Source organism: Nocardioides okcheonensis (genome assembly GCF_020991065.1).
Taxonomy (GTDB): domain Bacteria; phylum Actinomycetota; class Actinomycetes; order Propionibacteriales; family Nocardioidaceae; genus Nocardioides; species Nocardioides okcheonensis.
The window spans coordinates 1,971,218-1,995,629 of the sequence record NZ_CP087710.1 but is presented as its reverse complement, the minus strand read 5'-3'; the positions used below and the strand labels follow the sequence as shown (position 1 = coordinate 1,995,629).

The 24,412-nt window shown below is 65.4% G+C and carries 17 protein-coding genes; 8 read left to right on the top strand and 9 right to left on the bottom strand.

Annotation, left to right across the window (positions count from 1 at the left end):
• Window positions 1–300 precede the first annotated feature (300 nt).
• From nrdR to LN652_RS09620, 6 genes are all read left to right on the top strand, one after another.
• Entirely contained in the window at window positions 301–786 is a 486-nt protein-coding gene (gene nrdR / locus LN652_RS09645) for a transcriptional regulator NrdR (protein WP_230444451.1), read from the top strand.
• Window positions 787–887: 101 nt separating this feature from the next.
• A complete protein-coding gene (locus LN652_RS09640) occupies window positions 888–3,755 on the top strand; it encodes a vitamin B12-dependent ribonucleotide reductase (protein WP_230444450.1) in 2,868 nt (955 codons plus the stop codon).
• Between the two features lie 121 nt (window positions 3,756–3,876).
• A complete protein-coding gene (locus tag LN652_RS09635; protein WP_230444449.1) occupies window positions 3,877–5,016 on the top strand; it encodes a cysteine desulfurase family protein in 1,140 nt (379 codons plus the stop codon).
• A 12-nt stretch (window positions 5,017–5,028) separates the two neighbouring features.
• A complete protein-coding gene (locus tag LN652_RS09630) occupies window positions 5,029–5,991 on the top strand; it encodes a DUF4007 family protein (RefSeq protein WP_230444448.1) in 963 nt (320 codons plus the stop codon).
• Window positions 5,988–9,476, top strand: a complete 3,489-nt coding sequence (locus tag LN652_RS09625; RefSeq protein WP_230444447.1) for a hypothetical protein — start codon at window positions 5,988–5,990, stop codon at window positions 9,474–9,476. The genes LN652_RS09630 and LN652_RS09625 overlap by 4 nt, the downstream gene beginning before the upstream one ends.
• The gene (locus LN652_RS09620) at window positions 9,473–10,324 is read left to right on the top strand and encodes a phosphoadenosine phosphosulfate reductase family protein (protein ID WP_230444446.1); all 852 of its coding nucleotides are present in this window, start codon (window positions 9,473–9,475) and stop codon (window positions 10,322–10,324) included. The genes LN652_RS09625 and LN652_RS09620 overlap by 4 nt, the downstream gene beginning before the upstream one ends.
• Window positions 10,325–10,447: 123 nt before the next feature.
• On the opposite strand, the gene LN652_RS09615 is transcribed toward LN652_RS09620, so the two are convergent.
• Together LN652_RS09615 and LN652_RS09610 are read right to left on the bottom strand one after the other, a co-directional pair.
• Window positions 10,448–12,778 (bottom strand): DUF262 domain-containing protein, encoded by a 2,331-nt coding sequence (locus LN652_RS09615; RefSeq protein WP_230444445.1) that lies wholly within the window; start codon window positions 12,776–12,778, stop codon window positions 10,448–10,450.
• A 691-nt stretch (window positions 12,779–13,469) separates the two neighbouring features.
• The gene (locus LN652_RS09610; RefSeq protein ID WP_230444444.1) at window positions 13,470–13,805 is read right to left on the bottom strand and encodes a hypothetical protein; all 336 of its coding nucleotides are present in this window, start codon (window positions 13,803–13,805) and stop codon (window positions 13,470–13,472) included.
• 135 nt (window positions 13,806–13,940) lie between these two features.
• Here LN652_RS09610 and LN652_RS09605 point away from each other — a divergent pair, with 135 nt between their 5' ends.
• Both LN652_RS09605 and LN652_RS09600 read left to right on the top strand, forming a co-directional pair.
• Window positions 13,941–15,215: a YbjN domain-containing protein gene (locus LN652_RS09605; RefSeq protein ID WP_230444443.1), complete on the top strand. Its 1,275-nt coding sequence runs from the start codon at window positions 13,941–13,943 to the stop codon at window positions 15,213–15,215.
• A gap of 46 nt (window positions 15,216–15,261) precedes the next feature.
• Window positions 15,262–16,917 (top strand): nuclease-related domain-containing DEAD/DEAH box helicase, encoded by a 1,656-nt coding sequence (locus LN652_RS09600; RefSeq protein WP_230444442.1) that lies wholly within the window; start codon window positions 15,262–15,264, stop codon window positions 16,915–16,917.
• Window positions 16,918–17,009: 92 nt separating this feature from the next.
• Here LN652_RS09600 and LN652_RS09595 read toward each other — a convergent pair whose 3' ends face one another.
• The 7 genes from LN652_RS09595 to LN652_RS09565 form a co-directional block, all read right to left on the bottom strand.
• The gene (locus LN652_RS09595; protein ID WP_230444441.1) at window positions 17,010–20,099 is read right to left on the bottom strand and encodes a DUF3427 domain-containing protein; all 3,090 of its coding nucleotides are present in this window, start codon (window positions 20,097–20,099) and stop codon (window positions 17,010–17,012) included.
• Between the two features lie 28 nt (window positions 20,100–20,127).
• Window positions 20,128–20,541: a (deoxy)nucleoside triphosphate pyrophosphohydrolase gene (locus LN652_RS09590; RefSeq protein ID WP_230444440.1), complete on the bottom strand. Its 414-nt coding sequence runs from the start codon at window positions 20,539–20,541 to the stop codon at window positions 20,128–20,130.
• Window positions 20,542–20,626: 85 nt separating this feature from the next.
• Window positions 20,627–21,055, bottom strand: coding sequence for a hypothetical protein (locus LN652_RS09585; RefSeq protein WP_230444439.1), 429 nt, complete (start codon window positions 21,053–21,055; stop codon window positions 20,627–20,629).
• 401 nt (window positions 21,056–21,456) lie between these two features.
• Window positions 21,457–21,831, bottom strand: a complete 375-nt coding sequence (locus LN652_RS09580; protein WP_230444438.1) for a hypothetical protein — start codon at window positions 21,829–21,831, stop codon at window positions 21,457–21,459.
• Between the two features lie 76 nt (window positions 21,832–21,907).
• Window positions 21,908–22,300 carry a DUF2237 family protein gene (locus LN652_RS09575; protein ID WP_230444437.1) on the bottom strand — a complete coding sequence of 131 codons (393 nt, stop codon included), beginning with the start codon at window positions 22,298–22,300 and terminating at the stop codon, window positions 21,908–21,910.
• 58 nt (window positions 22,301–22,358) lie between these two features.
• Entirely contained in the window at window positions 22,359–23,291 is a 933-nt protein-coding gene (locus tag LN652_RS09570; RefSeq protein WP_230444436.1) for an acyl-ACP desaturase, read from the bottom strand.
• Between the two features lie 86 nt (window positions 23,292–23,377).
• Entirely contained in the window at window positions 23,378–24,388 is a 1,011-nt protein-coding gene (locus tag LN652_RS09565) for an alcohol dehydrogenase catalytic domain-containing protein (protein ID WP_230444435.1), read from the bottom strand.
• Window positions 24,389–24,412 lie beyond the last annotated feature (24 nt).

The following is a 24,412-nucleotide window of genomic DNA, read 5'->3' as shown; positions in this document are numbered from 1 at the left end:
GCCCGGGAAGGCGCGACACGCCCGGGCGAAATCCGGTGGCGGAGCACTGACCTGCGGTTTTGCCGACGACACGCCCGGGGCCCGATTTGGTCCCCTCGAGCGGCTTGCCAAGCGTTGTGGCGGCGACGTACGGTAACCACTACATCTAGTACTTACACCGCTGTAGTTATCCACATCTGGTGCACATGCCACGGGCAGCTACGCACAGGGGAAGCCTAGATGTCCACAGGAAGATCCACAGGCGCAGCCTCGTTATAGAGGTGTATCAAGCGCGCCCAGACGCCCGGGAGGAGGGCCGCCATGCACTGTCCCTACTGCAAGAACGAGGACACCAAGGTCCTCGACTCCCGCGTCGCCGACGACGGCGGCTCGATCCGCCGCCGTCGCAGCTGCTCGGCGTGCGACCGTCGGTTCTCCACGGTCGAGAAGATGCAGCTCACGGTGCTCAAGCGCTCCGGCGCCACCGAGCCGTTCAACCGCGACAAGGCCATCGCCGGCGTCCGGAAGGCCTGCAAGGGTCGCCCGGTCACCGACGCCCAGCTCGCCTGCCTCGGCCAGGACGTCGAGGACGCCCTGCGCCTGAGCGGTCAGGCCGAGTTCGACGCCAACGACGTCGGCCTCGCGATCCTCGCCCCGCTGCGAGCGCTCGACGAGGTCGCCTACCTCCGCTTCGCCTCCGTCTACCGCGCCTTCGACTCCGTCGAGGCCTTCGAGGACGAGATCGCGATGCTGCGGCTCGAGCGCGCGACGGACGGCTCGAGCGAGACCTCAGCCCAGTCGGGCTGACCACAGACGGCCCGGCAGGTGGTGGGGAAGCCGCCTGCCGGGCCTACCAAGCACCCGCGAGACGACTCGCGAACAGAGAAACCACCACCACAGGAGATGGCATGACCGAGACGGTTTCCACCGGCGCCAAGGGAGCGGCGAAGGGCAAGGGCCTCAAGTTGGAGCGCGTCTTCAGCACGAAGGGCACCCACCCCTACGACGCCGTCACCTGGGAGCGTCGCGACGTCGTCCAGACCAACTGGAAGACCGGCGAGACCGTCTTCGAGCAGCGCGGCGTGGAGTACCCCGACTTCTGGTCGGTCAACGCCTCCACCATCGTCACCACGAAGTACTTCCGCGGCGCGGTTGGCACCGACGCCCGCGAGTGGAGCCTCAAGCAGCTCATCGACCGGATCGTGAAGACGTACACCAAGGCCGGTGTCGACCACGGCTACTTCGCCTCCGACGCCGACGCCGAGATCTTCGAGCACGAGCTGACCTGGCTCCTGGTCAACCAGTACTTCTCCTTCAACTCGCCGGTGTGGTTCAACGTCGGCACCGCGTCGCCGCAGCAGGTCTCCGCCTGCTTCATCCTGAGCGTCGACGACTCGATGGACTCGATCCTCAACTGGTACAAGGAGGAGGGCTTCATCTTCAAGGGCGGCTCCGGCGCCGGCCTCAACCTCTCCCGCATCCGCTCCTCCAAGGAGCTGCTGTCCTCCGGCGGTACGGCCTCGGGCCCCGTCTCCTTCATGCGCGGCGCCGACGCGTCCGCCGGCACCATCAAGTCGGGCGGCGCCACGCGTCGCGCGGCCAAGATGGTCGTCCTCGACGTCGACCACCCCGACATCGAGGAGTTCGTGATGACGAAGGCGAAGGAGGAGGACAAGATCCGCGCCCTCCGCGACGCCGGGTTCGACATGGACCTCGGCGGCGCCGACATCACCTCCGTGCAGTACCAGAACGCCAACAACTCGGTCCGCGTCAGCGACGAGTTCATGCGCGCGGTCGAGGACGGCACCGAGTTCGGCCTGCGCTCGCGCGGCACCGGCGAGGTCATCGAGACCATCGACGCCCGCGACCTGTTCCGCAAGATCAGCGAGGCCGCCTGGGCCTGCGCCGACCCGGGCCTGCAGTACGACGACACGATCAACGACTGGCACACCAACCCCGAGACCGGCCGGATCACCGCGTCCAACCCGTGCTCGGAGTACATGTCGCTCGACAACTCCTCGTGCAACCTGGCGTCGCTCAACCTGCTGAAGTTCCTCAAGGACGACGACACCTTCGACGCCGCGCTGTTCGCGAAGGCCGTCGAGTTCATCATCACCGCGATGGACATCTCGATCTGCTTCGCGGACTTCCCGACCGAGCCGATCGGCCAGACCACCCGCGACTACCGCCAGCTCGGCATCGGCTACGCCAACCTCGGCGCGCTGCTGATGGCGATGGGCCTGGGCTACGACTCCGACGGCGGCCGCTCGATGGCTGCCGCGATCACCTCGCTCATGACCGGTACGTCCTACAAGCGCTCGGCCGAGCTCGCCGGCATCGTCGGCCCGTACGCCGGCTACGCCCGCAACGCCGACGCCCACAAGCGCGTGATGCGCAAGCACCAGGCGGCCAACGACGTCGTCCGCGTGCTGCACACCGAGGACGGCCGCGTGCACAAGCTGGCCACCAAGGCGTGGGCCGACGTGATCAAGACCGGTGAGAAGAACGGCTTCCGCAACGCGCAGGCCTCCGTGCTCGCGCCCACCGGCACCATCGGCTTCATGATGGACTGCGACACCACCGGCATCGAGCCCGACTTCTCGCTGGTGAAGTTCAAGAAGCTCGTCGGCGGCGGCTCGATGCAGATCGTCAACCAGACGATCCCGCGGGCGCTGAAGAAGCTCGGCTACCAGCCCGAGCAGATCGAGGCGATCGTCGCCTACATCGGTGAGCACGGCCACGTCGTCGACGCCCCCGGCCTGAAGACCGAGCACTACGAGATCTTCGACACCGCGATGGGCGCCCGCTCGCTCAAGCCGATGGGCCACGTGCGGATGATGGCGGCCACCCAGCCGTTCCTGTCCGGCGCGATCTCCAAGACGGTCAACCTGCCCGAGACGGCCACGGTCGAGGAGATCGAGGACGTCTACATGCAGTCCTGGAAGCTCGGCCTCAAGGCGACCGCGGTCTACCGCGACAATTGCAAGGTGGGCCAGCCGCTCGCCGACGGTGGCGGCAAGGCCAAGAAGGACGCCGCCGACAAGGCCGCGGCCGACGCCGCGGTCGAGACCAAGGTGATCGAGAAGGTCGTCTACGCCCCGACCCGCAAGCGCCTGCCGAAGTCGCGCGTCTCCCGCACCACGTCGTTCACCGTGGGCGGTGCCGAGGGCTACATGACCTCCGGCGCCCACGACGACGGCCAGCTCGGCGAGGTCTTCCTCAAGCTCGGCAAGCAGGGCTCGACCCTGGCCGGCGTGATGGACGCCTTCTCGATCGCGGTGTCGATCGGCCTGCAGTACGGCGTCCCGCTGGAGACCTACGTCTCGAAGTTCACCAACCTGCGCTTCGAGCCCGCCGGCCTCACCGACGACCCGGACGTGCGGATGTCGCAGTCGATCATGGACTACATCTTCCGCCGCCTCGCCCTGGACTACCTGTCCTTCGAGGAGCGCTCGATGCTCGGCATCTACTCCGCCGAGGAGCGCCAGCGCCACCTCGAGACCGGCTCCTACGAGCCGCTCGTGGAGGAGACCGGCAACGCGTCGGAGCTCACCGCCGCTCCGGTGGTCGACGAGGTCCCGGCCGCTGCCGAGGTCGTCGTCGAGGCCGACGTGAAGGAGGCCCCGAAGGGCGTCCACACCTCCGCCGAGCTCCTGGAGAAGATCACCGGCACCGCCGTCGACTCCCCGCTCTGCATGACCTGCGGTACGAAGATGCGGCCGGCTGGCTCGTGCTACGTCTGCGAGGGCTGCGGGTCCACCAGCGGCTGCAGCTGACCTGAGGTTCTGGATGTGGCGCCGGCCGGGCTTCCCGCCGGCGCCACATCGCTGTTTCAAAAGGCTGTGGATGTCCGCCGCTGGCGGGACCGCGGCACATACGGTGGGAGTGGAGGTTTAAGTGTCTGAGTTGGTCTACCTGGACTACAACGCGACGACGCCGCTGGCGCCGGAGGCCCTCGACGCCATGCTTCCTTGGATGGCAGAGAAGCCCTGGAACGCTGCGTCCGCTCACCTCGGTGGCCGCATGGCGTCGAGGGCGGTGGAGACCGCACGTGGCCAGGTCGCCGACCTCATCGGCGCGCGCGACAGAGAGATCGTCTTCACCTCCGGTTCTACCGAGGCGAACAACCTCGCTATCAAAGGATCCGTCCTTTCGCATGCAGGCCGTCGTCGGATCCTTATCGCGGCGACAGAACACAAAGCCGTGCTTGAAACAGCGGATGCGCTCGCGGTCGCGGGGTTCAAGGCAGAGCTCCTACCCGTCGGACGAGACGGGTTGCTCGACCTCGACCATTACAAGGACGCGCTGGCGGATGACGTGTCACTCGTGTCGGTGATGTTGGCCAACAACGAGACGGGCGTGATTCAGCCGATCGGCGAGATTGCCGAACTCGCGCACCGCGTCGGCGCTCTTGTTCACACGGACGCAACGCAGGCACCTGGGCGCATCGAAGTCGATGTTGAGACCTTGTCCGTCGATCTGGCATCGATCTCCGGTCATAAGTTTTACGGTCCAAAGGGAGTCGGCGCCCTGTACGTGAGGCGTGGCGTAGATCTCGCCCCTCAGCAGGTAGGTGGCGGACATGAAGGTGGGCTGCGCAGCGGGACCATCAACGTTCCAGGAGTCGTTGGACTAGGCGTCGCATCCGCCCTGGCCAAGGACAACTTGGTCGAAGATGCGGATCGAAGCCGATCCTTGATCGACGTCTTCCTGGGGCATCTCGAACGCGCCATTCCAGGGTGGGAAGTCACGACTGGAACCGCTCGGCGACTACCGAACACCATCAACCTGCGCTTCGCAGGTGCGGACGGCGAAGCTGTCATGGTGAATGCGCCAAGCATTCTTATGTCCACCGGATCTGCATGCACGTCCCGCGTCCCGGACGCGTCGCACGTACTTCAGGCGATGGGCCTCACCCAGGAAGAGGCCTACCAGTGTCTTCGCTTCAGTGTGGGCCGGGGGACGACGCCGCATGAGATGTCAGTGGCAGCTGGTTGTGTTGCCTCAGCAGTTGAGAGGGTCAGGGCCCTGTCGTGAGAAGGAGTAGTTGTGAGGCTTGACGAGTCGTGCGAGCGGGTTTTCGCCCGCCACGAAACGTTCCACCCGCGGTACGGATGGGTGAAGAAGGGCTTCGACGCCTCAAGCGACCCCAACATCTTCACGAAGGAAGCGGCGGTAGTTCGCCTCGGTGTTGGCAAGAACATGGTCAGGTCCATTCGACACTGGAGTATCGCTTTCAAGGTCTTGCAGGCTGCGAAGGTAGACGGTCAGCGCACGCCTGTCCTACGACCGACCAACCTTGGCGTGGCGATCTTTGATGATGACAGTGGGGCCGACCCCTTCATGGAGCTGCCCGGAACGAACTGGCTGCTGCACTGGTGGCTACTCGCGCCTCCTAGTCAAGCTCCCGTGTGGTGGGTGACGTTCAACGAGTTCACGGGAATTGAGTTCACGGAAGAAGAGCTGCTTGCCTTCGTATCGGACCGCCTCGAGGGGTTCGGAAAGCCCAACCCGTCGTCTCTTAAGAAGGACGTGAACGTTCTTCTCCGCATGTACTCATCGGGACACGCGACGCGCGCGACCTTTGAAGACAAGATCGACAGCCCGTTCAGAGAGCTTTCGCTGATCCAACCCAGCACGGGCACGGCTGGCGGTTATCGCTTCCTTGTCGGACCGAAGGTCACGCTGCCACCACTCGTGTTCGCTGCGACGGTCATCGACTTCACGCTCCGCGCAGGCAGCGAAGATCGGGTCGTTAGCATGAGTCGGGCCCTAGCGGAGCCTGGCTCCCCCGGACGTGCGTTCCGTCTGACCGACAGTGCAGCGCAAGACCTGCTCGAGCAAGCCGCAGCGCAGTCCAATGCAGTGCAGGTCCGCATGTCCAACGGCATGCCGCAGCTGGCGATGTCGGCGCATCCCCGGGAAGTAGTGGCGCACCTACTGAGAGATCACTACGCGGAGTTTGGTGCGCCGTTCTCGCTCGACACTCTCGACATGAATGGTGTGGCATGACAGCACTAATCGACCTTAAGTCGCCCAAGGAGCGGTTCGCTCGGTCGGTCAATGTCGAGCGTGACTCAGGCTCGCACGCCATCGACGGATACTTGCCGGTGGGGCGCGCCATCGACAGTGTCGATCGGCTTGCCGCTGCGATGCTGGGTCACGGCGAGGTGGCCCTCTCCGTGACCGGGCCATACGGAACAGGAAAGTCGTCTCTGGCGTTGCTGCTCGACTGCCTATTCGCGCCATCCGACCATCGCGGCCGAGAGTCCGCAGAGGCAGCGCTCACGGCGGCAGCTCCTGCGGTGATGCGGAGCGTTGCAGCCGCACGGGCCAAGGCCGGAGCCGAGCGCCACGGATTCGTCCGAGCAGTTGTTACCGCACAGCGCGAACCGGTTGCGAAGACCGTGCTTCGGGCGCTCGAGTACGGGCTGACTCGGTATGCGTCGGCGCAGCACCAGAAGACGTTCGCGGATCTCCTTTCCCGAGTCTCCGAGCTTCGGCACGCAGTAGGTTCTCCTGATGCCGTAGTGGAGACCCGGCACATTCGCGAGCTCGTGCGGCAGGTAAGCGCGACGGCACCTTTGCTCATCATCATCGATGAGTTCGGAAAGAATCTCGAAGCTTTCGCGGAGAACCCTGGCGATGGCGACCTGTTTCTGCTGCAAGAGCTTGCGGAGTGGACAAACTCGAGCGAACGCCACCCCGTCGCCCTCGTCACCATGCAACACATGGCCTTCGGCGACTACGCGTTAGGAGCAAGCGGCGTTCAGCGACGTGAGTGGATGAAGGTGCAGGGTCGATTCGAGGATGTACCTTTCGTCGATACGCCCACCCAGACCCGCGCCCTCATCGCTGCTTCGTTCGAAGATGCCGCGCCGCAGCTCGCTGAGAAGCTGGACGAGTGGGCAACTGCGCACAGCATCCGTCTGAGGCAGCTCGGGCTGAACGAGTTGGGGGAGTCGCCAGACACTCTCAGTCGCAGCTGGCCGCTCCATCCACTCGCTCTGGCGGTGCTTCCGGACCTGTGCAATAGATACGGGCAGAACGAGCGAACCATGTTCTCGTTCTTGGCAAGCCACGAGCCGATGAGCGTGGGGCGCTTCATGCGGGAGACTCCCTGGGCTCCCGCGCAGCCGTTGCCGGTGGTCGGCCTAGACCGCGTATATGACTACTTCATCGACTCGGCCTCCAACATGGTTGGCATTTCTGCAGATGCCTCCCGCTGGATCGAGATCGACACAAGGATCCGCGACGCGCGGAACGTCACGAACATTCAGCGTCAGCTTCTTAAGGCAATTGGGGTCCTGAACCTGACGTCGACAGGCGGTTCTCTTCGAGCCAGCGAGCAGATCCTGCGCTACGCGCTCTGCGAAGCAGTCGGGTCGTCGGATGAGCTTGAGAAGGCGCTCTCAGAGCTGGCGAGCCAAGGACTCATCACTTACAGAGACTTCGCCGATGAGTATCGCGTGTGGCAGGGCAGCGACTTTGACATCAAGACTGCGATCGAGAACGCGAGGCGACGACTTCGAGATGTTCCGAGCGACGAAGTCCTGAGATCTGTGCTTCCACTGTCGCCAGTCGTGGCAGCCCGCCATTCCCATCAGACCGGCACGTTGCGCGCGTTCGAGCGGGCGTGGGTTGATGCACAGGCTGCGATCGCTCCTCTGACGGCAACCGACAGAGGAGACGGCCTGGTCGCCTACGTGGTCGGCGGGACGTTTGACGGTCGCGTTGCAAGCGGCGCGACAGACAAGCCGATCGTGCTGGGTCAGTCTGATGCTGCGCGCTTGATTGACGCCGCACGGGAGGTCCTGGCCCTGCGCGACTTGCTCACCGGAGAGGGCGCGGCCCAATCCGACTGGGTCATCCGCAAGGAAGTTAACGAGCGGCTCGTCGCCTCGATGACCGAGGTAAAGCGCGAGTTCGAGGGTGCATTTGGACCGCTCGCGGAGGTCTCCTGGTCCTGGGTGAATGGAGATGGCCATATGGAGAGCGCTCTGCGCGGATCGCTTCCCGGGGTGTTGTCGCGAGTCTCTGACCAGTGCTACGCCTCAGCAATTCCCCTTCGCAATGACCTTCTCAATCGCCACGAGCTATCGTCGCAAGCGGCCAAGGCGCGGCGCGAGGTCGCTGAGGTGATGCAAGCGCGCCAGCATGTTCCAGCTCTTGGTCTTGAAGGGTTCGGCCCGGACCGGACGCTGTATCTCTCACTCTTCGCGGCCTTCGGCATCCATCATGAGCGAGATGGAGCTTGGTCGTTCGCCGCTCCGGACAAGAGCAGTCCCGCCTACCCGGTGTGGTCCGCACTTGTGGCTGACCTCCGTCATGCGACGGATGCTCGCCGTAACGTGGAAAGTCTCTTCGAGAAGCTTTTCTTGCCGCCCTATGGCCTCAGGGCGGGGGTCGCTCCGCTCTTGCTCTTGGCCGTCATGTGCGCGCACGCAGACGAGTTCGCAATGTATGAGCACGGCACCTTCCGACCGCGTCTCAGTGCGGACGTCGTGGAACGACTGCTTCGCAATCCTGGAAACTTCGAGGTCAAGTGCTTCGGCACTCGAAGCAGGCCGAGGCGAGACTTTATCGAAGCTGTGGCTGCTGCGATGGAGCCCGTCCGGGACGGTCGGACGTCGAGTGTCGTTTCTGTTGTCTCGTCTATGGTTGCTCGCCTTAACGCTCTCACTGTCTACGCCAAGAAGACACGGCGCCTGGGCGACGGTGCGGTCGCCGTACGAACAGCACTTCTTGCTGCTACTGAGCCGGACGAGCTCCTCTTCGCGCTCCTTCCGGCCGCCGTCGGCGAAGACGCCGTCGCGACAAGAGACCGTCGCTCCGCGGCTGAGCTGCAACGGACCGCTCAGGCTATCGCTGGGGCGTTCGAGGAGCTCGCGGCATCGCGCGCGACGCTGTCGGAGGCGATAGCGAGCTCCGTGGCCACTGAGCTCAAGGTGAGCGGTGACATGCAGGCCACTCTCGCGGTTCGTAGCCGGCAGGTCCACGACAAGATCCTGGACCCTCGGTTGAGGGCGCTCTCCACGGCGCTCCAGGCAGACATGGACGAGGCCGAGTGGTTGGACTACGTGGCTATGCAGGTTGTCGGGTCGCCGCCCGATAGCTGGAGCGACGCTGAGTCTGAGCGCTTCGCGATGTCCATACATGACCTTGCGATGGCCTTTCTGCGCGTTGAGGCGCTCACGGCCGACATGAGAGCTGTCACAGGAGACTTCGAGGCGATCCGTATCGCGGTCAACTCGTCGCGCGGCGGCGACCTTGTTCGGCTCGTGCAGCTGGACGATCAACGGTCCGAGATTGTGGCGGCTGCTCTCGGTCCAGCGATGCAGAAGCTGAGTGAGTCGGGAGTGAGTCGCAGCGAGGCTCGCGAGTGGATTCTTGCGCACCTGCTCGAGGCCGAGCTCGCAGATGCCCACGCCCAAGCCGATGTCAGTCTTGCCACGTACGGTGAGCGTACTACCCAAACTGAGGAGCGAAACGCATGAGCGCGGATCGAGTCAGGCACGTATGCGGAATATCGGGAGGCAAGGACTCAAGTGCTCTCGCGATCTATCTTCGCGACCGCGTGCCAGATATGGAGTACTTCTTCTGCGATACGGGAGCTGAGCTGCCAGAGACCTACGAGTATCTGAACAAACTCGAAGTCGTGCTGGGAAAGCCGATTGCTCGGCTCAATGCTGATAAGGGGTTCGATCACTGGTTTGAGGTGTACCGCGGAACGCTGCCGTCTCCGCAAATGCGATGGTGCACAAAGCTTGTCAAGATCAAGCCCCTTGAGGCATGGCTTGGCGACGACGAGGCCATCAGCTATGTGGCAATTCGCGCTGACGAGAAGAATCGCAAGGGATACGTTTCCACCAAGCCCAACATCAGTGCGGTGTTCCCGTTCGTCGAGGACGATGTTGACCACGAAGGCGTCCTGCGCATCCTGGACGAAGCAGGGGTTGGATTACCGGCGTACTACGAGTGGCGTACCCGAAGCGGATGCTACTTCTGCTTCTATCAGCGCAAAGCGGAGTGGGTTGGGCTCGCGGACCGCCACCCGGATCTTTTCGAGCGAGCGGTAGCCATTGAGCAGAAGGTGTTGAAGGATGCTGGTGCCTCGGGAGACGCCAGCTACCAGGGTCAGGCGATGCAGGGGCGCGATTACACGTGGTCGAACGGAGAGACCCTGAGCGAACTTCTTGATCGCCGGGACGAAATCCTGAAGAAGCACGCGGAGGCGATGGCGCGGGCGGCAAAGACTCGACGCAATCTCCCCCTTATCGATGTTCTTTCAGGTGCTCTCGACGAGGATGACGACAGCGACGCGTGCGTCGTTTGCGCGATTTGATCACGAAACTTGGCTACCTTCTCCGGAGAGCCGACTGCGATCCGAGAAGTCGCCGACCTGCCACACGAGGCCCGGCCGGGAAGTAGGTTTCTCGGCCGGGCACTCGTTGTGGCTACTTGACTCTTACTCGTCAGGCGTGAGCCATTCATCGAGCTTTGACCACGCCCGAGTCAACAAATGCTTCGTCCGAGACTCGATGAAGTCACGATCCCAGTCGCCGCTGTACTGGCTGATGGCCCGCAGCATGGGCAGGTGCTGGCGTCGCTCGACAAGGTACTCCTGCTTGTCTGCCGACAATGACAGACCGCCGGCTACGGCAGCCTCCAGGACTGCCTTTGTCTCGTCGGGTGCGTCCGCCGACAGGGCGCCATAGATCGACCGCTTCTCGGACCACGGACGGTTGCTGATGAAACTATTGTCGTCGACCGGGAGCAGGGTCAGGTTCCCGAGCGTTGACACCGCGCTCGGGGCCCTATAAATCTCGGCCTGCCAGTGACCATCTTCCGGCGTTTGCGGGGCGACATGTTCTACCGTTGCCAAGCGATCGTCAGACGTATAGCGATCGGCGCGAAGCATGGCAGTGTGGTCAGCGACCTGGCCATCCTTTGTGAGTCCGGTCGTTCCATCAGCGACTGCGTGGTGGCCCGCAACAAGTAGCAGGAACCGAGAAAGTTCTGCCTGGTCGTCGTAGATGGGACGCGCCGACGAGTGCGTAAGCCAAGCATCCAGGTTAGTGACCGGGAACGTATTTGCGTGCGCAGCGACATGACGGTAGGCCTTCACCAGATCTTGTGCTGGGGGAAGTGGGCGCACGTCATGATTCTGGCCATCGGTTCTTGCAAGGGGGGCGCAAATGCCGTCGCACCCATGGGACATCAGACGCCGGTACACCCCGTCTATGCCGTCGGTTCCACCGTGAGCGGTTCGCCAAAGCACCGAGAAGGCGGTTGACGCCTTGATTGCCGTCTCAAGCTCGGAGACCGACTCCGGCGTTGGATCCGCAACCCACTGCGAGTAATAGCGAGAGAGTGGAGCGAGAGCGATCGTGTGATTGATTCTTGCCAGAAAACGTAGTGCAAAAAGAGATTCTTCGTCGAGCGATCCTTCGACTCCAGTCGCTCCGCGTGCTAGTTCAAGTCTTTGCCACAGGTGGAAGTAGCAAAGAGCGCAGTCAGCCAGCTGGCGAGTCATGGCTCGGCGCTGCTGGTCATTCTCAGCTGTTCGGTAGAGGCGGGTGAGTTCGCGGCGCTGCTCGTTGTGCTTACTGGCGACCTTCACGCCGGCATCGGCCAGAATAAAACTTGTCATCAGTCGTTCGGTTTGACGTTGAACATTCCCTTCGTCGGCGCTCAAGAGTCGGCTCGTCAACGCAATGTGCTCAAAGCTCTCAGAGGCGGCGTACGACTCGACACCTTCGGCCTGAACCACGAGCGGAACGAACGTCTCGAATGCGGTGAGTGGCTCGCCGGTCGTATTAAGGGAGTCGAACAGATCGAAAGCGTACGATTCATCCTTGGCGTTGATCTGCGTTACTGCAACCCGTTCAAGGAGGAATCGAGCGAACACCAAAAGTCGGAGCGCCTGACCCACATCGTCCTTTGTCTGTGACAGAGCACGCAGTGCGGGTGCGGTCTCGGCTGAGGTCCTGAAAAGTGCCTCCAAGACAGACGATCCGCTTCCGAGGATGATCTGTAGATCGATACTGTCCGCCAAGTCTCCGTCGGATCCCTTGGCGATATCTCTAACCATTCGCTTCAGCTGCTGGTAGCGCAAGTGCAGGTATTCGAAGTCTGCGGGCGAGCTACCCGTGGATTCAGGCTTGACCTCGACGGTTGGGCGTTCTGGAATGTAGGTTCCGGGCCCAGGATGCTTGAGATAGCCGTGAATTAGGTTCGCAATAGGGGACAAGTACCTCGCCGTTGAGGCCCTGTTGCTCCATCGATCTGTAATTCCTCGAGTCAACTTCGGAAGCTTCTTAAAGTCTTCGTCGCCGTAGCTCTTTTGGTCGCTGAGGCAAAGATAGAGCTGGCCCCGAACCTCGGAAATGTGCTCGTTGAACCATTCGGTTTCGGTCGCCGGGAGAGTTGTATCCCGCCCGAGCTTGACGTGAATTCTTCCAAGATACTCATGGAGTGCTACTGCGAGCATTACCACGGTGGTTAGACGCTGTTGACCGTCGATGATTTGTCGAGCGTCCGACGGAGTGGTGGGGTGATCGTCCCCAGCCCCACTGACCGTGATGATCGCGCCGACGAACGCTACTGCTGATGGGTCTTTTACAAGTCGGTCTAGCCCAGCGATTAGGTCCTCGCAGAGGCGTCGCATGTCTGCTGGAAGCCATCGGTATGGCCGCTGGTAAGACGGAATGCTAAATCCGCCTACAAGGTCAGAGAGGAGCTGACGTACGGATGCGGAGGTTGGCTTGAACAATGCGTCGACGTCTGTGGTGGTCATCTAGGGTCCATTCTGCTGGTGTTTGCGCTTTATTGCTGCTCGAGCGCTACCTCGATGCATGCTCGAGTTTAGGGCGAACAGGCTGATCGTATGCGCCGCCAAAGCCGGTTATATGGTGGGCACGCTGGCGTCGGTTGACGATGTTGGCGAGCGACTGCTGACGCGTTATTGAAGAAGTCCACGGTCAGGTGGGGCCTGCCGCGCCGCGTGATGGTGACGGCTTCGTCGCCCGTGTGGCTGGCGTAGGGCTGGGTCCCAGGAGAGAGCATGAAGACGTGCCGAATCCTCTCTGCCCCTGGCGCACGAACAGGAGCACCGTACTCTTGCCGCCGGATGCCATGTCGGTTTTCCAGGACACGGGCGGCGTCGGCTGCCATTCGCAGTAGCACACAGTCCTCGCGACGGAGCGGGTCGCCTACATCGTGGTGGTGGTGCAGTCGGTTTGGAATCCCGAGCCTTATGGAGGGAGGGGCAGCGTCCGGGTGCCCGAGGCGGAGCACGCCGTCGCGCGAGCAGTTGACGTTGCGAGGGCAGTCAAGCGCAGGGTGTTTGAACTTCTGCTGATACCCGCAGAAAGGTCGGGCAGGGGCCGTATTGGTAAAACTTCACGTGCAGGCTCCTAGCTGTGATGCCCAGCCAGGTTGTCCAACCTGGTGATGGGGACTGCTGCACGACCAGGTGAAAGGGTTGGTCACGAGCGAGGCCAGCGACTTCGGGACCGAGCCGTCGGCATCGAGTTCCCGATCCGCGAGCGCGCCTTCTGGGCAGCCTCGTCGAGCTCCACCACGAGGTCGAGGACGCTCTCGAGTCTCTCGAGTGTGCCCGTGTGCGGCCCCCCCGCGACCGGGACCGGGTCATACGCGGACGGATCGCCGCCCTTCGCGCGGATCATGCTGTCAAGCTCGTCGAGGGTGATGATCCCGTCGGACGTGAGCTCCTCCCACGTCGGGCCCGCGATGATGTCGGCGATGGACGGCTCGTCGGCCTCATGGCCCTCCGAGGTCCCGGCGTTCGCATGGTCCGACATGGTCGAAGCGTAGGTCGCACCCGCCGTCGAGACGACTGGATTCCGTGCCGAGCGCCAACCCGAGTCAGTGTCGGTGGCCTCCTCTAGCGTGTCTTTCGTGGGGATCGCGGGGGCGATCCAGACGGGGGTCGAGAGATGACTGATGAGCTCGAGCGTCGGTGGGACGACGCGGTAGAGACGGCGTGGCGGGAGTTTCGCCAGCGGTTGGCGGACCACGTGGCGGGGATGGGGCCGGACGACTCGCTCGTCGTCGAGATGCCGCAGGAGCACGACGGCGGGGCGTCGCCGTACTGCCAGGTCGCCGGTGGCGACGACGTCGCGCGCGTGGAGGCGGTGAGCAACGTCTACCTCGCCGACGAGTGCCTGCTCGACGACGACCAGGAGGCGGCGCTGGGGGACATGGGGTTCCAGCAGCCCAACGCCTGGAGCTGGGAGGACGGCGACACCAACTTCTGGCTCGACGTCGACCGGCGCGAGGCAGATCGGGTCGCCGTGATGGTGGTCCGCGCGCTGCGCGAGGTCTACGGCGTGCTGCACCCGATCTACCTCGACGCCGAGGGTCTCGAGCCGGCGCGCGAGGGCGGCAAGCCGCTGCCTCCGAAGCCGGTCCGCGCCGAGCCCGACATGCACGAGGTCGTCCGTCCGACGTCGGTCGAGGAGGTGCGTGCGTTCATCGACGTGGCCGTGGCCGGGCTCTACGACGAGGCGCCCGAGTGGGACGACGAAGGCGACCTGCTGCTGCCGACGGAGGAGCAGCAGGTGTGGATCCTGGTCCACAAGACCATCCCGCGCGTGCTCATCTCCTGCCTCCTCGTGGAGGACGTGGCGGACCAGGAGGCGGCTCTTGCGGAGGTCAACCAGCTCAACCGCACCGAGTTCGGGCTGACCTTCTTCCTCGTCGACGGCCGGATCAGCGTGACGCGCGAGGTCGGGCTGGACGTCGCGACCCCCGCCACGTTCCTGATGGAGGTGCAGCGGCTGCTGACCCAGGTCGACGGCTGGGCCACTGACCTGGAGAAGAAGCTCTCCGCGGTCACCAAGGAGCCGAAGCGGCGCGACGGTCGCTTCGAGGCGGCGTACGCCGTGATGGCCGAGCTCGAGCGCGACCAGCGCGGGTCGGTCGGTCCGGCGACGATGGCGCGGGTCTACGGCAACGACACCGGGCTGCTGCTCAAGGCGATCCGGATCACGGAGCAGCGTCGTCGCGAGATGCGCGGCAAGGTGCGTGAGGCGCGCAACCTCAAGCAGCACAGCAGGGAGAAGGTCGTCCAGGCGCGGCACGACTACCTGCGCGACCTCGCGGCCCGGATGCGCGCCGCGCTGCGGCTGATCGTGGACGCGCCGGTGCGGAAGGTGCAGCTCGACCAGCTCGCCCTCTTCGACGAGGACGAAGCGGGGACCGGCCGGTGAGCGCGTTCGCCGGACGGGACGGGCGCGTCGGTGATGGGGTGTCCGCATGCCTCGCCTGATCCCGGAGCAGCCGACCTTCACCACAGAGTCCGAGCAGGCGGTCTGGGAGCGGCTGCGCGACGGCCTCGGTGACGACGACGTGCTCATCACCAACCTGCGCCTCACCGACGAGACCAAGGACCACGAGGTCGACATCGTCGTCCTCATGCCCGACATCGGCATCGTCGCGCTCGAGGTCAAGGGCGGCAGCGTCTGGTGGGACGAGGGCTGGCGCATCAAGCGCCGCGGCCGCGAGGCGGTCATCCACCCGGTCGACCAGGCACGCGACGGCAAGTACGCCCTGCGCGCCTACGTCGAGCGCGACGAGCGGTGGGGGAGCCGCACCCGCGTCGCGTGGGCGCACGCGGTCGTCACGCCGTACTCGGAGTTCGACCCCGACTTCGCTCTGACCGACCTGCCGCGCTGGTCGCTGCACGACACCAAGGACCAGGCGCACCTCGTCGGACGGCTGCGGCAGAACGCGCAGAAGATGACCCACGGACAGCGGGTTGCGACCGCCGACGACGTCGACGCGATCGCCGACATCCTCACAGGCCGGCTGCCCACGTCGTACGACATCCGCGCCGAGGCCGACGAGCGCGCCAGCGTCGCCGACCGGCTCACGCTCGAGCAGGCCACGATCCTGCAGGTCACCCGGCTCCTCCACCGCGTCGAGGTGCGCGGCGGCGCGGGCAGCGGCAAGACGGTGCTCGCGCTGCAGCAGGCCAAGGAGCTCACCCGCGGAGGGCAGGACCGCAGGTCGCAGCGGGTCGCGCTGCTCTGCTACTCGATCGGGCTGGCCGAGCACCTCAAGCGCGAGGTCGCGACCTGGCGCCACGGGCACCGGCCGGCGTTCGTCGGCACCTTCCACGACTTCGGGCGCCAGTGGGGCGCCTCCGACGGCGACCGGCAGGACAGCGAGTTCTGGGAGGAGCGGCTGCCTGCCGAGATGGCCGCGCTCGCCACCGACCTGCCGGACGGCAAGAAGTTCGACGCGGTGATCGTCGACGAGGCGCAGGACTTCGCCGACTCCTGGTGGACGCCGGTGCTGCGGGCGCTGCGCGACGAGGAGGAGGGCGGGCTCTACGTCTACTCCGACGAGAACCAGCGCATCTTCGCCCGCTTCGGCCGGCCGCCGGTCGCGCTGGTCCCGCTGGTGCTCGACCACAACCTGCGCAACACCAAGCAGATCCACGAGTCCTTCGGTCCGCTCGCGCCGAGCCGGATGTACAGCCGCGGCGGCGAGGGGCCCTCGGTCCGCTTCGTTGACGTCGCCGAGGAGGACCCGCTCGACGTCGCGGACGACCAGGTCGACCAGCTGCTCGACGCCGGGTGGGACCCGCGGCACGTCGCGCTGCTCACCACCGGCCACCGGCACCCGATCCAGGTCGAGCGCACCGACTTCCACGACCAGGACGGCTACTGGCGCACCTACTGGGACGACGACGTCTTCTACGGCCACGTCCTCGGGTGCAAGGGCCTCGAGCGGCGTGCGGTCGTGCTGTGCCTCAACGAGGACGGCTCGCGCGACCGGGCCCGCGAGCGGCTCTACGTCGGGATGTCGCGGGCCACCGACGAGCTGGTGGTGGTCGGCGACCCGGCGACCGTACGCCGGGTGGCGGGCGACGACGTGGCACGCCGGCTCGGCATCGGAGCTAGCTGATCCCGAACTTGTCGGGGACCCACCTTCTGCTCGCGTCGACGACACCTTGCCGCTTCGCACCGCCAGAGATTGATCGACGTACTCCTCCCGGGCTACTGAGCAATTGCCGACGCATGGTTGAAGAAGTCCATCGGCATCGGGGTGGCGAGGCGCCATGTGAAGGCAATGGGTCGGTCGCCCGTGTGACTGACGTACGTGGCGGGGCCAAGGAAGAGGTACGGCGACGTGCCGAAGTCATCCTTCTGCTCATGACGGACGAACAGGAAGACGGTGCTCGTCCCGTTGAGGTATCGCTGCCCAGTCTTCGACATGACGGACGTCGTCGACTGCGACTCCCAGTGGAACAGATCCCGCGAAATGGGGTAGTCCGCGTACATCGTCGTGGGCGAGTAGTCAGCTTCCGACTTCTTCAGCGTGATGAAGAAGGCGTCGACGTTGAGGTGCTCCAGGTAGAGGACTCCTTCTCGGAAGCTGTTCGGATTTCGCGGGAAGTCGAGGGCAGCCAGGATCTCCTCGCGCTGATATCTCGCGTGCACCTTGAGCGGGACGTTTGCTAGCCGACCCGGAAGATCAGACGGAACGTGGCGTGCGGCCTCGTAGCTAAGGTCGACAACGCTCGAGATCTCTGCGCGAGTCGCCGGCTGGCGTCTCAGCGCCGCAAGACCGTCAGCGATGGTCGCGTGCCCGCCACCGTCGGACCAGAGCGAGTAGAAGAGCATGCGCGCGAGGCGCTGCTCTGCCTGTGAGAGCTGCGTGTAGGCAGGCGCGGAGTCGTCTAGAAGCGACTTGTAGGCCGCCGCTCGGTCGGGATCGTCGACGTGTGCAAACGCCCGGACCCGCTTGAGGAGTTGCCCCTCAAGGTCTGACCCGGGGAGCGTCCGCATGTCAGCGTCTCTCCGCAGCTTGGTCCACGAATGGCTCCCGCGCCGAAGGACGTCGCTGAGTTCGAGCCCAGACCCATCGAGGAACTGCTCCAGCGAGTCGTCCTTCGTTGCCTTGAGATGAGCGACGATCTGAGCCCATCGCGTGTTGATCTGCGAGCGAAGGTTTTCCAGCACCACCTGCTGGCTCTGCTGATCTAGTCGGACCTGGCAGCCAGACGGAAGGAATGGGAAGTCCTCCTTCACCGCCTTCTCGAGCTGCTTGCCCTGAAGCCCCGTGAGAGCGCTGAACTTGCGAGCGAAGCTGAACTCCTTGCGGTGATAGCCGACGAAGTCGAGAACCGTCAGCACCGCCTTGCTCGATGTTCGGCGCAGCCCGCGACCCAATTGCTGCATGAAGATGGTCGAGCTCTCGGTCGGACGCAGGAAAAGAACGGTGTCGACGTCTGGGATGTCGAGCCCCTCGTTGAAGACGTCGACGGTGAACAGGACATTCACCTCAGCATCCCGAACTGCGCGCAGCGCAGTGGCTCGCTCTTCATGGGGCGTCGTTCCTGTCACCGCTCGTGCAGGGATGCCGGCGTCGTTGAACACTCGCGTCATGTACTCGGCGTGCGCGACGCTGACGCAGAAGCCGAGCGCCCGCATGCGACCTGCGTCGGCGATCTTGTCATCGACGGCCTTCAGGATGATGCGCGCACGAGCGTCGTTGCCGGTAAACACACCGTCGAGCTGCGACTCGTCGTACTTGCCGCGCGACCACGTGATCGACCGGAGGTCCGTGCCGTCGGAGATCGCAAAATAGTGAAAGGGGCAGAGCAGGTCGGCTCCAAGAGCGTCCCACAGGCGCAACTCGGCGGCAGTGCGACCGCCGAAGAAGTCGCGTACGTCCACCCCATCCGCTCGTTCCGGTGTCGCTGTAAGGCCGAGCAGCTCCCGCGGAGCGAGATGGTCGAGGATCCGTCGGTAGGTCTTCGCTTCGGCGTGGTGAAACTCGTCGATGACAACGATGTCGAATGCATCGGCAGGAATGTTGGCTACGCCGTACGCCGTCAGAGATTGGATGCTCGCGAAGACGTGCTGCCACCGCTCGGGCCGCTGTCCGCCCACGTATAGCTCGCCGAAGTCGCCGTCGCCCAGGACCTCGCGGTAGGTCCGCATCGACTGCACGAGGATTTCCTTGCGGTGTGCGACGAAGAGCAGACGCGGTCGCGTCCCCGCAGCCTGTGCCAGACCCCGATAGTCAAGAGCAGCGATGACAGTCTTGCCGGTCCCCGTTGCCGCGACGACCAGGTTTCGATGCCGGTCATGGAGCACGCGCTCGACGTTGATCGCGTCGAGCATTTCCTGCTGGTAGGGGTACGGCCGTACCTCCAAGCCAGCAAGGGTGATGGTGACTCGGTCTGAGTACTTGCCGCCCTTCGCTTCAAGAAGCGCGTCATCAAGACGGTCACGGTCGCGCTCAGGGTCGTACGGCTCGAACTCGGGACTGTTCCAGTACGCGTCAAAAGTGGCACGGAACTTGTCAAGCAAGCTCGGGGTGGCAGCAGCGCTCAACCGAACATTCCATTCGACGCCTTCGAGCATCGCGGAGGTGGTGAGATTTGAGGACCCGACGTAGGCCGTGTCGAACCCGGTGTGGCGTCCAAACAGCCAGGCTTTGGCGTGAAGCCTGGTGCGCTTGGCGTCGTACTGAACCTTCACCTGGGCCCCAAACTCGGTCACGAGGCGATCGAGTGCCCGTCGTTCGGTCCCGCCGATGTAGGTCGTGGTGACCACGCGGATCGGAATCCCGGCTTCGTGAGCGGCCTTCAGTTCGTCCTCGATGAGTCGGAGGCCGTGCCACATCACGAAGGCGCAGAGGAGATCGATGCTGTCCGCTGAGTCGATCTCGGCGCGCAACTCGGATGCGAGGCTCGGCTCGCCGTGAGCGTTGGTGAGCAGCGCGGCGTCGTTCAACGGCGTCTTCGGACGAAGCGCTAAGCGCGACACCTGACCCGGGCCCGGTGGCGTGCGAACGGCGAGTAGTTGGCCAACCGGATTCGCGACGGGCGGTGCAGCCTCGTCGATGGCGCGGAGCAGTGCGTTCGCGGCGTCCAATCGGGCCGAGGGATCCTTCAATCCCGACAACCTGCGGTGGACTGCTGCCGCGATGTGGCGAGTGAGAACGTGAGCCTGATCCGCGTCGTCCACCCGACCCTGCTCGTGCCCAAGAGTTTCGCCGAGCCCGATGAGGGACTGCACGCGCTCGGTCAGAAGCGTCTCGTAGAGGCCGATTGGCAGCGGGGATTGATCATGCACGCGACGGAAGCTTGCCAGGACTCCGTGCTCAATTGTCAGGAATGCCTTGCGTTGTCATGGTGATCAGCTTCTCGACGGCAGGCACGTCAGCTGGCGCCCACACGACATCGAACATCTCGGCGGGCGCCAGCCAGCGGGATGCTGCGTGCTCTCGCAGTGTTGGCTCACCGGTGGTGAGCTCGCACGTGAACGTCGAGAGGGCAATAGTCGCGAACTCGTACTCATGAACCGTTCGAATGACGAGGTTCCCAACTCGTACGCCGCAATCCAACTCCTCGTCGATCTCGCGCGCAAGTGCGTCGGCGGGCGCCTCACCTGGTTCGATCTTGCCCCCAGGAAATTCCCACAATCCAGGAAGCGACTGATCCGGGCCGCGCTGCACGCAGAAAATCCGACCGTCGCGGATGATGGCTGCGCCAACGACGTCAATCGTCCGAGTCATGCGGACAGTGTGTCCGACAGGTAGAGCGATTTGTATTCAGGCGGCCGCGCCCCGAGACCGCGACTCTGAGAGCGGCTGAGCCGGCTCAGGCGCTCGTCGCCATCGGCTCGAGCTCGTCGGGCGGGATCGGACGGATCGACGCGGCGGTCGCGAGGTGGACGACCTCGCACGCGACGCCGCCGATCCGGGCCGCGGCGTAGAGCGTTGTCGCCCACTCGCGGTCGGTCGTGGTGAGGAAGTCGGAGCCCGGCCGGGAGACGAGGAAGGCGAAGCGCACGCCGTCGGGGCCGCCCTGCGCCAGCAACCGCAGCACCTCGGCCAGGTTGGCGCGGATGGTGTGGTCGGGGGAATCGGCGTCGGTGATCTCCGTGAGCTGCGGGATGGGGACGTCGTCCTGGATGAGCATCATCCAGACCGAGCAGCGGTCGAAGGGCTGAGGTCCCATCAGGCGGCGCCACGCGGACTCGAGGTCGGCCTGGGTGCGGACGGGCGAGGTGAACAGGTCGTCAGTCATGGACACCGACTTTGAGACACGAACCGGTGCGAGCCAACCGGCTTTCCACAGGCCGAGGTGCCGTCCACAGGTGCGAGTAGAGGGCTTTCGGGCGGCGGCTCCGGCACGGGACGGACTGGCTACGAGACGACGTCGGCCGCGACGACGTACGCGTCATGGTCGGACAGCCGCTTGCCGCCGACCTCGGCGACGATCCGCGAGGCGGTGGCGTCGCACGAGGCCGGAACGGCGAGGTGGTCGATGCTCAGCAGCCCCTCGATCCGGTGCGGCAGGTCGGTGGTCGGGACCGCGAGGCCGAGCTCCGCCAGCGCGGCGGCGATCGCGGAGCGGCCGCCGATCGAGCCGGCGTACTCGCGGCCGGTGATCGCGTGGTTCCAGTCGCCACCCCAGACGAGCCGGGGCTAGGTGCGCAGCCGCAGCATCAGGTCGTCGATCGCATGAGTGGTCTTGTCGACGTGACGGTCTCCGACCCACGGGGCGCGGGAGCCGCAGCCCTTCCAAGGCAGGATCGAGCTCACGAACACCCACCCGCCGACCTGCGCAGCGGCGCTCGCGGGGTGCGGGTCCGGCAACGCGGCGGACGGCAGGCGGCTCGCGACGCCCGCCCAGTGGCGACGCGCCGCCATCCGCGCCGACGTGCAGTGGATGGCGTACCCGGGAAGGACCGTCTTCTCGCTGACCTCCGTCAGCAGCCAGACGTCGCAGTCGGCGCCGAGCAGGAGGTCGCGATGGTCCGGGGACCACCGCCCGGCGAGGTTCCAGGTCCCGATGCGCACGACGGGAGGGTAGTGGGCGGGGTTTCGTGACGGTCGCTGCGCGACCTCCTCAACCACCGGGGACGGCGCGACCTCCTCAGCCGTCGAGCGTGCTGAGGTCAGGCGGTACGTCGACGGAGTGCGCCTGCAGCACCTCGAGGGGTACGACCTCCAGCGCCCGCTCCGAGGTCGCGGACAGCACGACCGGCGCGGCCACCCCTGCGCCGTACGATTGGAGCCAGCGGACGGCGACGACGCACCAGCGGTCACCCGGCACCAGACCCGGGAAGTGCCACTCCGGCCGCGGCGTGGAGAGGTCGTTGCCGACGGCCTTCTGGTGGGCGAGGAACTCGTCGGTCATCACCGCGCAGATCGCGTGCAGCCCGGCGTCCTGCGGGCCGACCGTGCACGTGCCGTCGCGGTGGAACCCGGTGAGCGGGTCGGTGCCACAGGGGTCGAGCTCGCCGCCGAGGACGTTGCGTTCGGTCATGTGTCGATCATGGCTGGTGGGGTCTCGTGACGAGCCTTCGGCTCTCCTCGACCAACGACTATGCCTGGCGCGCGGCCTTCTTCGCCGCCGCCTCGTCCCGGCGCTCGACGAAGCGCGTCGCCTCGCCGTCGAGCGCGGCGACCGCGGCGGCCAGCTCCTCGCGGGCGGCCTCGCCGTCGGCGTCCAGGCCGGTCAGCTCCCACACGCCCCACTGCCGCAGCAGCGGCGTGACGATGTCGTCGTGGTGGATGCGGAGGTCGTAGATCCCGGCCTTCGCCATCTGCACCGCCTTGCGCGAGAAGCCGGGGATGACGCTGCCGGGCATCTGGAAGCCGACGACCTCCTCGGTGATCGCGCGCAGCGTCTGGCTCGGGGTGAGCTCGAGCGCCGCGGTGACGAGGTTGCGGTAGAAGATCATGTGCAGGTTCTCGTCCTTGGCCACGCGGGCGAGCAGCTTGTCGGCGATCGGCTCCTCGGTGTAGCGCCCGGTGTTGCGGTGGGAGACGCGGGTGGCGAGCTCCTGGAACGAGACGTACGCGCACACGTTGAGCAGCGACTTGTCCATCGCCTCGTAGCCGGTCTCCATCGTCTCCATCCGCGCCCGCTCGAGCTCGACGGGGTCGACGCCGCGGGTGACGAGGAGGTAGTCGCGGATGCAGAAAGCGTGGCGGCCCTCCTCGGCGGTCCAGCGGTTCACCCACGTGCCCCACGCGCTGTCGCGGCCGAACGCGCGGTCGATCTCGCGGTGGTAGCTCGGCAGGTTGTCCTCGGTGAGCAGGTTGACCTCGAGCGCGGTGCGCGCGACGGGCGACAGCTGGGACTGCGCGACCTCCCACGGGTCGCCGCCGAGGTCGGCGAAGTCGCGGCCCAGGCTCCACGGGACGTACTCGTGGGGCATCCACTCGTCGGCGATCGCCAGGTGCCGGTTGAGGTTGTCCTCCACCACCGGCTCGAGCTCGGTCAGCAGCTGGGTGCTCTCGAGTGCGGCCACGGCAACTCCTCGTCCGGGGGAGCGAGGCGTAGGCCCTCGCCCTCCCAGACTGCACCTCCGGACGTCCCCGTGGATAGGGCCGGCGGTCAGCGCATGTCGAACACCAGCCGCGCCGGCACCTCGCCGGCGAGGACCTCCTCGAAGCACGCGTTGACGTCGTCGAGCTGGCGCGTCTCGGTGACGACGCGGGTCAGTCCGCGGGCGTGGAGGTCGAAGACGGTGGCGAGGTCGTTGCGGGTGCCGACGAGCGAGCCGATCACCTTCACTCCCTTGAGCACGGTCTCGAAGACAGGGATCTCGAGGCGGTTGTCGGCGGGCAGCCCAACCAGGACGAGCCGGCCGTTGGGGTTGAGCGCCGCGTGCGCCGCCCGCATGGCGGCAGGCGAGGGGACGGTGACGAGCGCGATGTCGACGCCACCGATCTGCGCCAGCTGCGCCGCCTGGTCGCCCCGGGCATCGACGACGTGGTCGGTGCCGAGGTCCTTGGCGAGCTGGAGCTTGTCGTCGTGCACGTCGACGGCGACGGTGCGACAGCCGAAGATCCGCGCGTACTGCAGGCCCAGGTGTCCGAGCCCGCCGATGCCGACGACCATGCAGGTCTCGTCGGGCTTCGGTTCGGCGACCTTGAGCGCCTTGTAGGTCGTCACGCCCGCACAGGTCAGCGGCGAGGCGTCGACCGGGTCGATGCCGTCGGGGACGGGTACGACGTGGCTGGCGAAGGCGACCGCGTACTCCGCGTAGCCACCGTCCATCGTGTAGCCCATGTAGGCCGGGGCGGTGCAGTAGGTCTCCCAGCCGTCGACGCAGTAGCGGCACTGGCCGCAGGCGTGGCCGAGCCACGGCAGCGCGACGCGCTGTCCGACCGCGACCGGTACGTCCGCCGAGCCGACGGCCTCGACGATGCCGACGCCCTCGTGGCCGGGGATGAGCTGGTCCTTCGGCTTGACCGGCCACTCGCCGCGTGCAGCGTGGATGTCGGTGTGGCAGAGCCCGCAGGTCTCGATCCGGACGAGCACCTGGCCCGGGCCGGGCTCGGGGATCGGGACGTCGCGGATCTCGAGCGGTGCGCCGAGCGTGGGGACGACGGCAGCCTTCATGACGTGCTCCTCGGGTTCGTTGGG